Raw genomic sequence first — 15,780 nt, 5'->3', positions numbered from 1 at the left:
AGCTGACTATAACATGACGGAAGCAAACTCAATTAATGAGCAGGAAATGAAGGCATATATTGCAGAGAAAACGAAGGCAAGCGAGGCGAATATCGCTCTAGTCCTGAAGCATGAGCAGGCATACATTAACAAAGCGCATGAAAATGCCAAAGGCGACGTGGATATCGATGGTGATGATCTGGCCGATTACATTCTGAGCCGCAAAGATGTAAAGCTGGACGAACTGACCGTAGAAGGCATTCTGGATGCCGAAATGGACTACTTGATGGAAAAGGGTCTCGCGGGCTACGTGGATTAAGTATAAGGTATGTTGCCTTGAATTCGTTTAAAAAAATGACCTCAGCCTCCACGTTACTGTGGATTTTGAGGTCATTTTTTGAGTTCCACGTTCGAAATACTCTTTGAACACCAGCCCTGTTGGGATAGTCCTGTTCTTCTTATTGACCCATCATACCGCCATCAACAGTATAAAGCGAAGCTGTGACATACGAAGCTTCTTCGGACAACAGGAAGTTCATGATCGCCGCGACTTCTTCTGGTTCACCATATCGTCCCATCGGAATTGCGGATACGGTAGCGGATTGATAATCTTCCACGTTGCCGGAGTTTGCTTCGATTTGGCGCATCATGCGGGTGTTGATGGTGCCCGGCAATACCGCGTTAACCCGGATACCATGAGGAGCAAGCTCATTCGCTGCTGTGCGGGTGAGTCCGATAACGGCATGTTTGGACATAATATATGGTGATACGGCTGGAGCACCCATCAGACCTGCAAGGGAAGAGGTATTCAGAATCGCACCCGATTTTTGTTTTTTCATGACAGGGATGACGTTCTGCAAACCAAGGAATACACCGCGCACATTGACGTTATATACGAGGTCGAGCGCTTCAACGCTCAGATCCTCGATCAGTCCGGTTGGACCTTCAATGCCGGCATTGTTAGCAAAATAATCGATACGACCAAACGTATCAAGTGCTTGCTGCACATAGTTTTTCACGTCGGCTTCCTGAGATACGTTTGCTTTCACTGCAATGACGTGCTCCTTGTCGAGTTTCAGATCCGTGATGGTTTGCTGGATGGCTTCTTCGTTCAGGTCAACCAGCACCAGATTAATTTTGCGTTCAGCCAGGCGACGTGCTAATTCTTTACCGATGCCTCCGGCTGCTCCTGTAATAACGGCTGTTTGGGTATATGGTGTACTCATCATGTATTCGCTCCTTTTAAAATTAAAATTAGATCAGGTAACTATGAAAAACAGTCAACCTGTCGTCTATCGTTCCTATCTCAATGTTAAGATATACATAGAAGTGTGACAATAATCATTGACAGCGCATATGTCAGCTATCGGACAGAGATGTAAGCGGTGTTCATTTAGGTTACAATAATGGACAGAGGAGGCGAAAATGTTGATTATCGAACACCCTCAGGATCGGAGAGCACGAAGAACGCAGGATGCCATCATTGCTGCAGCGGTTTCTTTGATATTGGAAAAGGGAGCTGAAGCCGTCACGATTCGAGACATTACGGAGCGGGCGGATTACAATCGGGGAACATTTTATTTGCATTTCCCTGGCAAACCAGAACTGCTGCAATTCATTTTGGATGATTTCATGCAGGGAGTGGGACAAGCTTATGCATTACCTTACGCGGAGTTAAAAGAAGTGGATATGACGGCATTACTGCCATCAACGATGCCTGTATTTGAATATATCGAGGCTCATCAGGATATTTTTCGAGCCTTAATGACGATGCACAGTGATATGGCTTCCCGGTTAAGTAACATGTTCCGCACCTATTTAACGGAAGACTTCATTCTCGTAACTGAAGATAGCGAATACACCATTAATTACGATATTATGCTGAGTTATCTTGTTTCAGCAACGGTCGGCGTAATTATGCACTGGGCCGAGATCGGGTTTAAATATTCGGCGCATTACATGGGGGAGCAGCTGACAGCGCTAATTAACATCAAACCGACCCGTCTGCTGATTGAACCAGGGCAGAAGGGTCGGACGATTCATGAACGCATGATGTTGGATTAGATAAGAAAGATATAGGTTATCCTGTCATGGAAGTGTTGGCCGCTTGCTGCAGTTGAAGTATCTGTTCGCGTACACGGACGGCTTCACCAATCATAATTAACGCCGGATTGCTCACTTTTTGCGACAGGGCGAGTGAATGAAGTTCAGCAAGAGTACCTGTAATGATTCGCTCCTGTGAGGTGGTACCTCGCTCAATGAGAGCCGCTGGCGTGCAGCCGTTTTTGCCATGGTGGAGCAATTCATGCTGAATCTGTGGCAACTGACTGATGCCCATGTAGATCACCAGAGTGTCTACACTATGGGCGAGCAGGTCCCAGCGGACAGAGGATACGTTTCCGTCGCTGCCTGTTCCGGTTACACATGCGAAGGATGAAGCTACACCGCGATGAGTCAGGGGAACAAGAGATGAAGCGGATGTACCCACAGCCGAAGTGATGCCTGGAATGACTTCGAATTGAATTCCTGCCTGTGCCAGCACAAGGGCTTCTTCTCCTCCGCGTCCAAAGATAAACGGATCACCGCCTTTAAGCCGAACAACCTGTTTGCCTTCAGCCGCATGCGCGACCAGCATACGTCCTATCATGTCCTGAGACATGGAATGCAGACCCGGGGCTTTGCCGCAGTAAATCCGAAGAGCTCCTTCACGAGCCTCCGCGAGCAACTGGTCATTAACAAGTCGATCATACAGAATGACATCTGCAGACTGAATACGTTTCAGGGCTTTTACCGTAATCAGCTCGGGATCTCCAGGACCTGCACCTACGATACTAACCAGGCCCCGGCTCATGATGGTGTCCCCAGCTTGGATGCAGTATCGGGACTGGCTAGTCCTGAACGGCCACCCGGAATGGTTGCCAGCGTGGATGAAAGCTTGACAGGACTTCTCCATCTATGAGCTGCATAAAGGCCAAATCCTGTGAATATTGCACCGCCAATGAAGTTGCCCACCAGCACGGGAATCTGATTCCACAGCCACCAGTCTGCAATACTGACATCAGCGCCCAGCATCATGCCTGCCGGAATGACGAACATATTCACTACAGCGTGTTCGAACCCTTGTGCGAAAAAGATGGTGATGGGCAACCACATGGCTACAATTTTACCGAGCGTAGAAGTGGAGGTCATCGCCATGACCGCGCCGAGAGTGACCATCCAGTTACATAGAATCGCTTTGATGACCACAAGAACGATACCTGCACCGCCAAGGTGTTGATACCCCAAAGTTTTGGCTTCACTGGTCTGGATCAGCGTCTGGATGAGGGGGTTGCTCATGTCCGTCCCCATTTTGGTAAGAGTCAGCCCATATAATAGAGCATAGAATAAACATCCGAGTACATGACCCGCAATGACCCACAAGTAATTGTTCAGCATATCTATCACACGGACCTTGCGTTTCAGCACCGCGAGCGGAATCAGGGCAAAGCTCCCAGTGACCAGTTCAAGTCCAAGCAGAATGATAATGACGAACCCCGCTGGGAAAATCAATGCACCTGCCAAACCAACGGAAGTTTGAGATACAGCGGTATACGCCAGGGTTGTTGCAAAAGCAAGGATAGCTCCCGCCAAAAAACCTCGGATCAGCAGCTGTACCCGGTTCATTCTGGCTTTGTTTTCTCCTGCCTCGACCATTGATTGTAATACTTCTGCCGGTTTAACAAAATCCATAGCGTATTCCTCCTTGATGTCAGGGTAACTTAACCTTTAACCTGCAATGGTGATGTAGATTTCCCCGCTGTTTCCATCCACTTCTGTCGGGTACGTGTTCAGGCAACCTTCATCCGGTTCGTGTACCTTGCCACTGCGAAGATCAATCTTCCAATCATGCAGGGGGCAATGGACTGCCGTCCCGCATACCATGCCTTCTGACAGTCTGCCGCCCTTGTGAGGGCAGCGATTCTCTACAGCGTGCAGACTTCCGTCACTCAATTTGAAGACAGCTATTTCAGTATCCTGTACTTTAAATGTTCGTGATCCTTTCTCATCAATATCCGTAAGGTGTCCAATTCTTAATTTATTCATGGCTGGTCCTCCTCTTCTAGTGGGCTGTCGGCTGTGCATCAGCCAAGGGAGTGAAGTTTTTACGCAATTTATCGTTCTCGATGATTTCTTTCCATGGATCGACGGTACGCCCCAGTGTTAATTCAAGTTTTTCTACCAGTGCGAGACGTACGTCGCGGTCTTCCAGTGCTTTTTTTACATGATCCAGACCGACCCGTTCAATCCAAGCCGCTGTTCTCTCATTCCATCGTGCATTCTCTCTATAGTATTGAAGGTAAGCGTAAGTCCACTCTTCCACTTCGGCGTCAGTCTTCACCGTACATAACAGCTCGGCTGCACGGACCTTAACTCCACCGTTGCCACCGACATGCAGTTCCCATGCTCCGTCAATTGCAACAACACCCAGATCCTTAATCGTGGCCTCTGCACAGTTCCGTGGACAACCTGAGACAGCGAGTTTCACTTTGGCAGGAGCGACCATCTTGTCGAGTTTTTTCTCCAGACGAATGCCCATCTCAATGGAGTCCTGTGTTCCGAATCGGCAGAAAGTGTTGCCCACACATGTCTTGACGGTTCGCAGTGCCTTGCCATAACCGAAGCCGGAAGGCATATCAAGCTCCTCCCAAATCTTCGGAAGATTTTCCTTCTGTACACCGAGCAGATCGAGCCGTTGCCCACCCGTGAATTTCACCATGGGTACATCGTATTTCTCCGCAACTGCGGCAATCTTCATCAACTCTGCCGGGGAAGTGACACCGCCATAGATCCGTGGAATAACGGAATACGTGCCGTCTTTCTGAATGTTGGCGTGATACCTCTCATTTGTGAATTTGGATACCCGCTCATCCTCATATTCGGTCGGCCAGATCATACCGAGATAATAGTTGAGGGATGGACGGCATTTGGAGCAGCCTTCAGGCTCATTCCAACCGAGTACGTTCATAACTTCCTTCACGGTTTTCAGTCCCATCTCCTTGATCTGGGAAACAATCTCATCACGGTCATAGGAAGTACAGCCACAGATGCCTTCTTTCACCTGTTCACCCACAGCATCGCCTGCATAATGGACAAGCAATGATTCCACAATCGGTTTGCATCCACCGCAGGAAGCTGAGGCTTTGGTACAGGACTTAATGGCTCCCAGTGTGTTGCATCCTTTGTTCAGCACAGCATCACCGATGGCAGCTTTGGTAACACCATTACATCCACAGACGATCTCGTCATCTGGCATACTTGCCATGCGTTCAGCAATGGATGGACCAGAGCCTGAACCGGAACCTGAGGGTACGCCGAGCAATATTTCTTTTTCGCGTCCACTAATGTTCTCACCACTTTTTATGAGGGAGAAAAGGGATGCACCATCTGTTGTATCGCCAAACAATACAGCTCCAATCAGCTTTCCGTCTTTTAGGACCATCTTTTTGTAGACACCATCCACGTCGTCCTGTATACGAATGCTGCGGGTGTCCGCAGAATCCTTGAACTGTCCTGCGGAGAAGACGTCTACACCGGATACTTTCAGCTTCGTCGAAGTCACAGATCCTTCATAACCTTCCGTTGCCGCACCCGCAAGACGCTTTGCCAGTACCATGCCTTGCTCATATAATGGGGCCACCAGTCCATATGCAATCCCGCGGTGCTCTGCGCATTCGCCCACAGCCGAGATGCCAGGTATGCTGGTGTTCATATAATCATCCACGATAACACCTCGGCTCACGTCCAGGCCCGCCTGACGGGCCAGTTCAACCTGGGGCCTTATTCCGACGGCCATGACGACCAGATCGGCTTCAAGCACTGTTTGGTCGGTGAATCGAATGGCTTTGACCCGATGTTTACCTGTGATTTCTTCGGTATGTTTGTTCAAAAGGAACTTCATACCCTGCTCCTCAAGCTCCCGCTGGAGCATTAGACCTGCTGGCAAATCCAGATTCCGGTCCATCAGATGTCCGTTAATGTGGATGACCGTCACGTCCATGCCCAGATTGAGCAGGCCCCGCGCAGCTTCCAGTCCAAGCAAGCCACCTCCAATGACGGCGGCTTTGCGATACGTTTGCGATGCGGCCATCATTGTCTCGCAGTCCTTGATGTCCCGGAAACCGATCACGCCTTCTTTGTCCGCTCCCGGGAGTGGCAGGATGAAGGCTTGAGAGCCTGTCGCCATAATCAGCTCATCGTAGGTTGCGCGTACACCATTCCGGGATACAACCTCCTTGCGATTGGCATCAATCTGGATGACAGGGTCACCAGGGTATACCTGAATGCCATTGTCTTCGTACCAGCTCCAATCATTGATCACAATATCTTCAATGCTCATGCCACCTGCGAGGACAGAGGAGAGCATAATGCGATTGTAGTTGGGATGCGGCTCGGCGCCGAAGACGGTGATTTCATAAGCGTGTGGTGCGAGCTTGAGAATATGTTCAATGGTTCGGATTCCTGCCATGCCATTGCCGACCAGTACCAATTTTTTCGTTGTACTCATTGTAGTTAGCCCCCTTGATTCCATTCTGCTAAATGCCCAAAACATTGCTCTAAAATAGAAAAAGCCTGTTATGCCTCGGAGGACTGCGCATATACATACGCATCCCTTGCTCCGAGATTGCAAAACAGGCTTCATTGCCGTTTCCATCAGCTACGCCGTTGTAGCTGTGATCGATTCAAATATGGAGTTGTTATGGCCTAACTATAAAAGATCCGTCTCTACATGTCAATATAGTTAACATAAAAAAGTATTTGAAATTTAAAGTTAATTATGTTTACATGTGTTTATCGACATTATGAGCGAACGACATAGATTCACTTCAACAATGGATGTCATCAAATACAGATTTGTTTATTTTGTAAGGTAATGTGACATAAGTGTGGGGTAGAGAACAGACAATACTCCCCTTTTATCTGAGTATGCCAAATGTAATAGGGAGGGATTGATCCATCATGCGATCTTTATTGGTCATCCGTGTTCAGCCAACACTATCTGCCTCGATTGATGCAATCCCTCTGACCCCGGAGAAACTACTTGGAGCGAATGGGTATCATGTGCAGGTGACAGACAGTGAGACGGAGGCGCTGAAGTTGGCTGGCGGAGCTGACGCATCCATCCTTCATTTGTCTCTGGCAGACATGGAATATTGGGTGCAATCTCTTGGAAAGGGGAAGTCGGACACACCACTGCTCTGGTGGTGTGCCCCGGATACGGCCTCTTCTTCGGCAGAATCTTGCGAGGTGGAGACGTCCTTTGACGGAATACTCACCCCCTCCATGAGCGGGCCGGAGATTCACTGGACCCTTCATTTTGCAGCCAAGCGTTATATGGAACGCAAGCAGTGGGAGCAGGAGCGCAAGCAGCTGCAATCCAGGCTGGAGGACCGGAAATGGATTGATATGGCCAAAGCAATCCTGTGTGATCTGAAGCAGATTTCCGAATCGGAGGCCTATGACTTGCTGCGCAAGAAAGCGATGGATGAACGTAAACGGATGGTGGATGTGGCAACAGCCATTGTGAAGGCACATCAACTGCTCCAGTCTTAATGGGAAGGGGGTTTTTTTGTGGATATGTCCGAGATACTCAGGGAAGTCGGGCGAGGGAAACGAGGCTCGCGTGATCTGCATTATGCGGAGGCACTGGCTGTAGCCGAAAAAATTCTCAGACAGGAGGTATCGCCTGCCCAGACGGCTGCCTTTCTTATGGCTGAGCGAATGAAGATGGAAAATGTCGAAGAACTTGAAGCGTTTGTTCATGCTTGCCAGAACCATGCGGAGCGTCTGTCCATATTTCGGGACGGACTGGATTGCGCTGGCCCGTATGATGGACGCACTAAGTCCTTTATGGCCACATTTCCGACTGCGTTTGTGCTCGCTGCTGCGGGCCTTCCGGTGACATTGCATGGAAGTGAACCTCTGCCACCGAAGTGGGGAGTTACGTTATCGGTTTTGTTAAGAAAAGCGGGGATTAATACATGGGAGATGGATCGTGAAGATGCCAGAAGTGCTGCCCTGCGTACAGGAGTGATGTATGTTTCATCCGAGGAGTGGTGCGCCCCTCTCCGGCAACTCCGTCCTTTGCGGGAAGAGCTTGGATTTCGTACAGTTCTGAACACGGCGGAGAAACTGATTAATTTTAACCAATCGCCATATTTGGTTTTTGGTGTATTTCATAATACGTTTCTGGATCGGATTGCCAAGCTGCTCACCCGTTTCCAGTATCGTCGGGCTTATGTTGTACAGGGGATGGAGGGTTCGGAAGACCTGTATATCGATCGGCCAACTCGGGTCTATGCCGTGGAACAGGGCGATATGAGGCTTGAATTGGTAGACCCAGCCGCCTATGACCTGGATATTCCTGCACCGGAGCTGGTGTGGACGGCAGCCAAACAGCTTGAAGTAGGTGAAGCCGTGTTAAGCGGGAATGGGCATATCGCTTTTGTGAACCAGGTTCTGTTGAATGGCGGATTCCGTCTGTATGCGACGGGGCGTGTCAATTCAATAGAAGAAGGTATCTATACATGCCAGGGGTTGCTGGAGAGCGGCGCTGCTTATCGCATCTATCAACAGTGGTGTGTCGCCATGGGTGGCGAACTGCCGGATAGCAGAGCAATATCCACATTTCCGGCATCGTCCAGATAAGCATGTTGGATGACCCCTGGATTGTGAAGCTGGAGTGATTTCTCTTATTCCCAAGGGTAGGTAACGGTAAGGAAGTCGGCAAATTTTTTGCTCTCTTCCCGCCGTTGTTTCCGCATGGCTGCCCGGGCTGGAGCTGTCTCGTATAATTTCTTCTCTTCTTCCGTCTCCGGAATGATGCGGGGTACGATGAGTTTACGGTTATTTTCGTCCAAAGCGACAAAGGTGAGGAATGCGGTCGCCGCAATCTTCTTTTCCCCGGTCTTGAGGTCTTCACGGATCACCTTCACAAAAATCTCCATTGAGCTTCGTCCCGTCCAGGAAGCAAAGGATTCCAACGTCACCGAATCGGTCGGGTTAATCGGATACAGGAAATCGACTGAATCGGTTGAAGCTGTGACGGTATTGACCCTGCACAACTTGGATGCTGTAATGGACGCGATGTCATCGATGTAGGACATGAGTTTTCCGCCAAACAACGTGTTATGATTGTTGACATCAGTGGGGAACACTCTTGCCGTCTTGAAACAACGTGTCTCCCGCATGTATTTTTTCTCTATTTGGTCAAACTCTGTAGGTTTAGGTATCTCTCTCATCCACTTTTTCCTCCTGACAGTATGGCTAATGCACTCTGGAAGATTGCCGAGTCCATCGTCTCTATATGTTAGTTCTAGTATAGGTGCCCGTCAAATGGATATTCAATTGAAGGCATAATTCAAAAAAAACCGCCAGGCGCGGACCGGCGCGCGGGCGGTTTGATGCTGTATATTAAGCCTTGGGTCTGAAAATGCCGGACGGCTTGCCGATCGGCAAGAACGTGTAGCCAAAATGAGCATTCAGTACAGAAGCGCCTGTGCCGTACAAGGACACGATTCCAATTCCCATTTCAGCATACGCTGCGATGGTATGGAAGATATGAGGAGCTACGCCGAAAGCGTCAAAGGTCAGACCAAGGAACAGGAAGTCGATGAGAATGAATATGATGAGCAATACTTTGTTGGCTTCCACGGCACCCAGCGTCATAAACAGGGTGAACACAAGATATCCGGCAAAAGCAAATCCGAGCTGCTTGCCATCTGCTTGTTCTGCCAGAGTGGAGCCGAACACGCCCATTTTGATCAGCCAGTTGGCGCCCATGGCGAACCAGAAGAATGCGTATGCGCCGAAGGCAGTTGTGCCGAACGTATTGTTGCGTTTGGAATCTTGAATGCAGGCGAACAGCTGGGCAAAGGCACCCAGGAAAATCGCCCAAGGAATGGCGTAGCTAAGGCCGTCTGTGATGCCAAGCTTTTGGGAGGAAGCGACCAGAGTAACGATGGCCAGCCCAAATAATCCCATCGCGCTGGGATCGGCGTTTATGATTTTGACTTTAGTCTGTGAATCGGTTTGCATGGTGTTGATGAGCCTCCAAATAATCAAATCAGGATGATCCGCTAGAACCGAACCGTCCTCTATATTTCTTAATTCGTATCCGCCTGGTCCGGACACACACATCGCCCTATTGTACCTGAATGAATTACGTATGAAAAGGGATTTTATTACCTTTTGGAGCAATTTCCGATCCCTTGTGAGGCTTATGTTAGAGATCATAAATGAACAGATCGGTTTTTTGGTGGAAAAAGACGGAAAATTACATGTTCATTCCCTGGAAGAAGGGATAGTATCGAGGGGAAATGAAAACCTTTGCCTCAAAGTTTACTGATGTGAAGCATTAAAGAATTTAAAAAATTTAAATTAAAGAGGTGATTCATTAAATCGGAAACATTCTTTTTTAAACAGCAAATTGCAAGCGCTTACTTACGGGTTGTACCATCGTTCTGGCTGTAATCATTCAATGATGAGGAAACGAAAGGAAGGATGTACATGATCGCAAAGACGAGGCAAGTTGGCATCATTTTGCTCCTGTGGGTATTTACCATTTCAAGTCTGGGCTGGGGGACGATGTTTGGCACGCCAACAGCGAGTGCAGCCGCATCGGCTGATGAAGCTGCGGGTGGAGGTGTTTATAAATACGACTTTGGTTCAGGGGCTGTTGCAAATGGGTATACTGGCGTGGACGTGACTGCGGCTTATTCAGCAGAACGTGGCTATGGCTTCACTGATGTGTCTAAGGTAACGGTACAGGATCGGGGTACAAGTGATCCGATTAAATCCGATTATGCCACAATCGCCGATGGGGGCGGATTCAAGGTGGACCTTCCAAGCGGTGATTATACCGTCTCCCTTGTCGCTGGCGACAGTGCTGGCACCACGGATATTGCGATCAAAGTGGAGAGCATGAACAAGGTTCAGCAGAACACCAAACCAGCGGGTGAATATCTGGAGATGAGCTTCGATATTGCACTGGTGGATGGGCAGATGAACTTTGAATTCTCCGGAACGGCCGCCAATATCAATGCGCTCGTCATCACCAAACAACAGGAACGCGAGGCAGGCAGCAAACCTGCGGTGTATCTTGCGGGTGATTCCACGATGCAGACCTATAATCCATACTGGGAGCCCCAAGCGGGTTGGGGGCAAATGTTCCCGTCCTTTTTCAGTGATGCTGTGGAGATTAAGAACCATTCCATCGGTGGACGCAGCTCCAAATCCTTTATTTTCGAAGGCCGATTGGATGAGATTTTACGCCTTATCCGTCCGGGAGATTATCTGTTCGTGCAGTTCGGACATAATGATGCAACGATCAGTGTTCCAGACCGCTATGCTTCGCCAGCCGATTACAAAAACTATCTGAAAACCTACATAGACGGTGTGCAGCAGCGGGGGGCTACACCAATTCTGGTCACCCCAATGGGTCGCAGGGACTTTAACGCAGACACAGGCAAATTCAATGTGTCCTTCCCTGAATATGTGCAAGCGATGAAAGAGGTAGCTTCGGAGAAGAATGTGAAGCTGATCGATCTTAGCGCACTCAGCATTGCGTACTATGATTCCATTGGACCGGAAGCGACATTGTCTGTCTTCCTCCATGTCTCACCTGGCATCTATCAGGCGTTCCCAAACGGGGCAGCGGATAATACACACTTCCAGGAATATGGAGCGATTCAGATTGCCCGTCTCGTTGCAAATGCGGTTCGTGAGCTGGATCTGCCACTATCGGAAGCGATTCAGGATGCTGAAGTTCCGGCTGAATTGCCAGCCAAACCTGCCGGATTGAAGGCTGGCAGCATCAGTAACGCGGGTGCGGTACTGAAATGGACGGCAGATGATACGGCAGACATCTACAAAGTGTACCGTAAACTCTCAACAGAAGCGGAATCTGCATACAAGTTGGCAGGAACAGCTACTGTACCTACATTAACGCTAAGCGGTTTGGTCGAAGGCAAGTCGTACACAGTTCGAGTAACCGCTGTGAATGGCCGGGGCGAATCCGATCCTTCGGATGAAGTCAGCTTCACCACCAAATCGGCAGCGTATCGATATGATTTTGGCCCAGTAGGTTCTCCGGTTGCTGAAGGGTATACGGAAGTCAATCGGAATACGCTCTATACGCCTGAACGCGGTTATGGATTAACGTCTTCCGTGAATATGGCCGATCGGGATCGTGGCAGTGCGACGGATAACCTGCGTCGTGATTTCGTTATTTATTTTAACGGCTCATATGAATTCAAAGTGGATCTGCCGAATGGTACCTATTCGGTCAAGACGTACACCGGGGACTGGATTGGTTCGGCGCGGACCAACGTCAACATTGAAGGCAAAGATTATGGAACCGTATCCTCCGGTGCTCAAAATATTGCCGAAAAAGTGATCAATCAGATCAACGTCCAGGATGGGCAGATGAATCTGGTCTTCAGCGGGCAAACGGCGCATCTCAACGGGCTTGAGATTACACCCGTCTTGGTGGCCCCTTCCCATCTGAAACTGGATGGCCTGGATCTGGAGAGTGATCCGATCACCGCTGCATTGTCATGGGACGCTATCGCGGATGACGTACAGTATAAGATATACCGTCAGACAACTGGGGCGGCCAAGGCTGAGTTGCTGGCAACCACCGACACAACAACCTATATCGACAACAAGGTCGACCTGGGCATGAATTATGTATATACGGTAACGGCTGCGGATCGTACAGGTACAGAGTCGGTAGCATCCAATGCTCTGTCTGTTTCAACGATTGATTCTTCTGTAGACAAGGCGGAGGTCCCAACTGGTCTGTCGTTACAAAGTATTAACAAAAATGATGTCTCCTTCAGTTGGACGGAAGCAGCGGGAGCGCGTGCATATCAAATCTATCGTGCTGTGAAGCAGAATGGGCCGTATGATCTGATCGCTCGTACCAAAGAGACGGCATACACAGACTCCACCATTCTGAGCACCATTCCTTATTTCTATAAAGTGGCGTCTGTGAATGCAGGTGGGGTATCCGAACTGTCGGCTGCACTCGAAACACCAGTTGCAACGACGCTGAATCGTGAAATGGAATATCTGGACCGTGCTCCGGTCGCTGTAAAAACAGAAAGCGGCAACTATATCGGCTGGCGCATGCTGGGCCTGGATGCCGACACTATAGCCTTCAATCTGTATCGGGATGGTGTGAAACTCAACAATGAGCCAATAACGGGAAGCACCAACTTTACGGATGACAAAGGAACGGATGCTTCTAAATACCGGGTCATGACCGTAGAAAACGGTATTGAAAAAGCGGCGACGAAGGAATTCGGCGTTTGGCAGGAGCAGTATCTGTCTGTGCCTCTGCAAAAGCCTGCCGATGCATATACAAAAGACGGACAGCCGTATTCGTACTATGCGGGTGATGCCAGCGTGGGCGACGTCGATGGTGACGGCGAATATGAGATTGTGCTGATGTGGTCGCCTAACAACGGCAAGGATAACTCCCAATCCGGATATACCGGAATTGTCTATATGGATGCCTACAAGCTGGATGGAACAAGACTCTGGCGCATCAATATGGGGCCGAATATTCGTGCGGGTGCCCATTACTCTCCATTCCTGGTGTATGACTTTGACGGGGATGGCAGGGCCGAACTGATGATGCGCACCGCAGATGGTACCGTTGATGGACTGGGAAAAGTGATTGGTGACGCCAACGCTGACCACCGGAACAGTTCGGGTTACGTTCTGCTTGGGGATGAATTCCTGACCGTGTTCGATGGTGAAACGGGAGCAGCACTGGACACAGTAGACTATGATCCTCCGCGTGGAGATGTGGCATCCTGGGGTGATGGCTATGGAAACCGGGTGGACCGTTTCCTTGCCGCTGTAGCGTATCTGGACGGTGAACATCCAAGTGCCATGTTCAGCCGTGGATATTATACGCGTACCGTACTGGCGTCCTATAATTTCCGTGATGGCAAGCTGAGCAAAGTATGGCGTTTTGATTCCAACGACGAAGGATACGGTGAGTACGCAGGCCAAGGGAACCACAATCTCTCGGTTGCAGATGTGGATGGCGACGGCAAGGATGAGATTACATTTGGCGCAATGGCCATCGATGATGATGGCAAACCTCTCTACAACACGAAGCTGGGTCATGGCGATGCCATGCATCTTAGTGATCTGGACCCGACTCGTCCAGGGCTGGAAGTGTTTGACGTACACGAACATAAAGATTCGCAGTACGGCATGGAAATGCGTGATGCGGCAACAGGAGAGATTCTCTGGGGTGTGTTCACAGGCATCGATACCGGACGCGGCATGGCAGCGGATATTGATCCGAATTATCCGGGGGCTGAAGTGTGGGCCGCGACAATTACCAACGCTGAACATATCCCGATCACTGGGCTCTACAGCGCTCAGGGGGAACTGATTACGACGAAGATTCCATCGTCCACCAACTTCGGCATCTGGTGGGACGGTGACCTGCTGCGTGAGCTTCAGGATGATATTCGAATCGACAAATGGGATTACGAGAACCAAACAACGGTTAATTTGCTGACAGCAACAGGTGCGGCTTCGAACAATGGCACCAAAGCCAACCCGAGTTTGCAGGCAGATCTGTTTGGAGACTGGCGTGAAGAAGTGATGTGGCGCAGCCAGGACAGCTCCGAATTACGCATTTATACGACGACAGATGAGACGGATGTGCGTATTCGTACATTAATGCATGATCCGGTCTACCGCCTCGGGGTAGCTTGGCAAAATGTAGCCTATAACCAGCCGCCACATACCAGCTTTCATCTGGGAGTAGGCATGGAGCAGCCAGCGGCACCGAATATTCGTTATGTAGGGGCTCCGCAAGAAACAGAAGATACGACACCACCGGTCATTACCGGCATGCCTGCTGAACAGATGAGTGAAGAGGATGTACTCCAAGTTAATGTGAAGGCGGAAGATCCGGAGTCCGGAATCACGCTTCTGGAATTGACTTGGGATGGCAAAGCCGTTGAACAGGGTGATGAGATTGCATTGACCGGTCTGGCTGGAAAACACATCTTTACTGCCAAGGCAGTGAACGGCGCAGGGCTCATCACCGAGCTTTCCGTGGAAGTGACAGTCATCGCCGCAGACCAAGCCACAGGTGCACCAGGTGTACCTTCCTTGTCTGATGATAACCAACATGGGGACGGATTGGCGGATGGAACATACACCATCACGATGAATATGTGGTGGGGGAATAATGGTACACAGTATAAATTGTATGAGAACGGTGAATTGATCGATACACAGAAGCTTACGGCCTCAAGCCCTTCTGCCCAAAAGGCATCCACGGATATTTCGGGCCGGGTAAACGGTACGTATGTATATACTTGCGAACTGATCAATTCAAAGGGAACGACCGAATGCATTCCGCATACCGTAATCGTTCGTGATGCAGCACCAGCGAAGCCGGTGCTCTCTCATGACAACTGGGACGGGGATGGAAACTACACCATTACGATGAATATGTGGTGGGGCACGAATGCCACCTCTTATCGTCTGTATGAGAACGGTCAAGAAATCGACAGCCAACCGCTGACTGCAGCATCCCCGAATGCGCAGACAGCAACGTTGGTGATTAAAGATCGTGCTCCTGGCGAGTATGGATACGTTGCGGAATGGATTAATGAGAGTGGATCGGTTTCTAGTGAAGTCATTACAGTGAAGGTTACACATTAATTAAAGTGATCTAATCATCTAGCACCTCTCAATCGATATAGGCCAGCCCTGTGGGTCAAC

General features: G+C 49.6%; 12 protein-coding genes. 5 read left to right on the top strand and 7 right to left on the bottom strand.

All coding sequences use genetic code 11. The features are described 5' to 3' along the window. Positions 1 to 13 precede the first annotated feature (13 nt). Positions 14 to 298: a hypothetical protein gene (locus MHB49_RS32915; RefSeq protein WP_024629759.1), complete on the top strand. Its 285-nt coding sequence runs from the start codon at positions 14 to 16 to the stop codon at positions 296 to 298. Positions 299 to 437: 139 nt separating this feature from the next. Here MHB49_RS32915 and MHB49_RS32910 read toward each other — a convergent pair whose 3' ends face one another. Then, entirely contained in the window at positions 438 to 1,205 is a 768-nt protein-coding gene (locus tag MHB49_RS32910; protein ID WP_405157297.1) for an SDR family NAD(P)-dependent oxidoreductase, read from the bottom strand. A 199-nt stretch (positions 1,206 to 1,404) separates the two neighbouring features. Between MHB49_RS32910 and MHB49_RS32905 the strand changes: the two genes are divergently transcribed. Beyond that, positions 1,405 to 2,043: a TetR/AcrR family transcriptional regulator gene (locus MHB49_RS32905; RefSeq protein ID WP_405154408.1), complete on the top strand. Its 639-nt coding sequence runs from the start codon at positions 1,405 to 1,407 to the stop codon at positions 2,041 to 2,043. A 16-nt stretch (positions 2,044 to 2,059) separates the two neighbouring features. Here the strand turns inward: MHB49_RS32905 and cobA are convergent, their stop codons facing one another. From cobA to nirB, 4 genes are read right to left on the bottom strand one after another with little or no spacing between them, the layout of a single operon-like run. Beyond that, a complete protein-coding gene (gene cobA, locus MHB49_RS32900; protein WP_405154407.1) occupies positions 2,060 to 2,830 on the bottom strand; it encodes a uroporphyrinogen-III C-methyltransferase in 771 nt (256 codons plus the stop codon). Further along, positions 2,827 to 3,708, bottom strand: a complete 882-nt coding sequence (locus MHB49_RS32895) for a formate/nitrite transporter family protein (protein ID WP_405154406.1) — start codon at positions 3,706 to 3,708, stop codon at positions 2,827 to 2,829. The genes cobA and MHB49_RS32895 overlap by 4 nt, the downstream gene beginning before the upstream one ends. 36 nt (positions 3,709 to 3,744) lie before the next feature. Continuing rightward, positions 3,745 to 4,062 (bottom strand): nitrite reductase small subunit NirD, encoded by a 318-nt coding sequence (gene nirD, locus MHB49_RS32890; RefSeq protein ID WP_405154405.1) that lies wholly within the window; start codon positions 4,060 to 4,062, stop codon positions 3,745 to 3,747. Between the two features lie 16 nt (positions 4,063 to 4,078). After that, a complete protein-coding gene (gene nirB / locus MHB49_RS32885) occupies positions 4,079 to 6,523 on the bottom strand; it encodes a nitrite reductase large subunit NirB (RefSeq protein ID WP_405154404.1) in 2,445 nt (814 codons plus the stop codon). A 452-nt stretch (positions 6,524 to 6,975) separates the two neighbouring features. Here nirB and MHB49_RS32880 point away from each other — a divergent pair, with 452 nt between their 5' ends. Then, positions 6,976 to 7,569 carry an ANTAR domain-containing response regulator gene (locus MHB49_RS32880; RefSeq protein WP_192271773.1) on the top strand — a complete coding sequence of 198 codons (594 nt, stop codon included), beginning with the start codon at positions 6,976 to 6,978 and terminating at the stop codon, positions 7,567 to 7,569. Between the two features lie 18 nt (positions 7,570 to 7,587). Next, complete coding sequence (locus tag MHB49_RS32875; protein ID WP_405154403.1) at positions 7,588 to 8,664, top strand: anthranilate phosphoribosyltransferase; 1,077 nt, start codon at positions 7,588 to 7,590, stop codon at positions 8,662 to 8,664. 44 nt (positions 8,665 to 8,708) lie between these two features. Here the strand turns inward: MHB49_RS32875 and MHB49_RS32870 are convergent, their stop codons facing one another. Together MHB49_RS32870 and MHB49_RS32865 are read right to left on the bottom strand one after the other, a co-directional pair. Further along, positions 8,709 to 9,257 (bottom strand): acyl-CoA thioesterase, encoded by a 549-nt coding sequence (locus MHB49_RS32870; RefSeq protein WP_379383682.1) that lies wholly within the window; start codon positions 9,255 to 9,257, stop codon positions 8,709 to 8,711. Positions 9,258 to 9,429: 172 nt separating this feature from the next. Continuing rightward, a complete protein-coding gene (locus MHB49_RS32865; RefSeq protein ID WP_062322933.1) occupies positions 9,430 to 10,053 on the bottom strand; it encodes an acetate uptake transporter in 624 nt (207 codons plus the stop codon). 471 nt (positions 10,054 to 10,524) lie between these two features. On the opposite strand from MHB49_RS32865, the gene MHB49_RS32860 reads away from it, so the two are divergent. Beyond that, positions 10,525 to 15,720, top strand: coding sequence for a fibronectin type III domain-containing protein (locus MHB49_RS32860; protein WP_405154402.1), 5,196 nt, complete (start codon positions 10,525 to 10,527; stop codon positions 15,718 to 15,720). The last annotated feature ends 60 nt before the right edge of the window (positions 15,721 to 15,780 follow it).

The organism is Paenibacillus sp. FSL K6-0108 (genome assembly GCF_045040695.1).
Taxonomy (GTDB): domain Bacteria; phylum Bacillota; class Bacilli; order Paenibacillales; family Paenibacillaceae; genus Paenibacillus; species Paenibacillus pabuli_B.
The sequence above is the reverse complement of the archived record's forward strand: the minus strand, read 5'-3'. Positions and strand labels throughout refer to the sequence as shown.

Coding starts and splice junctions, on each gene's coding strand:
- nirD (WP_405154405.1), bottom strand. CDS start 4,062: ATGAATAAATTAAGAATTGGACACCTTACGGATATTGATGAGAAAGGA.
- cobA (WP_405154407.1), bottom strand. CDS start 2,830: ATGAGCCGGGGCCTGGTTAGTATCGTAGGTGCAGGTCCTGGAGATCCC.
- MHB49_RS32910 (WP_405157297.1), bottom strand. CDS start 1,205: ATGAGTACACCATATACCCAAACAGCCGTTATTACAGGAGCAGCCGGA.
- MHB49_RS32895 (WP_405154406.1), bottom strand. CDS start 3,708: ATGGATTTTGTTAAACCGGCAGAAGTATTACAATCAATGGTCGAGGCA.
- nirB (WP_405154404.1), bottom strand. CDS start 6,523: ATGAGTACAACGAAAAAATTGGTACTGGTCGGCAATGGCATGGCAGGA.
- MHB49_RS32880 (WP_192271773.1), top strand. CDS start 6,976: ATGCGATCTTTATTGGTCATCCGTGTTCAGCCAACACTATCTGCCTCG.
- MHB49_RS32860 (WP_405154402.1), top strand. CDS start 10,525: ATGATCGCAAAGACGAGGCAAGTTGGCATCATTTTGCTCCTGTGGGTA.
- MHB49_RS32915 (WP_024629759.1), top strand. CDS start 14: ATGACGGAAGCAAACTCAATTAATGAGCAGGAAATGAAGGCATATATT.
- MHB49_RS32905 (WP_405154408.1), top strand. CDS start 1,405: ATGTTGATTATCGAACACCCTCAGGATCGGAGAGCACGAAGAACGCAG.
- MHB49_RS32870 (WP_379383682.1), bottom strand. CDS start 9,257: ATGAGAGAGATACCTAAACCTACAGAGTTTGACCAAATAGAGAAAAAA.
- MHB49_RS32865 (WP_062322933.1), bottom strand. CDS start 10,053: ATGCAAACCGATTCACAGACTAAAGTCAAAATCATAAACGCCGATCCC.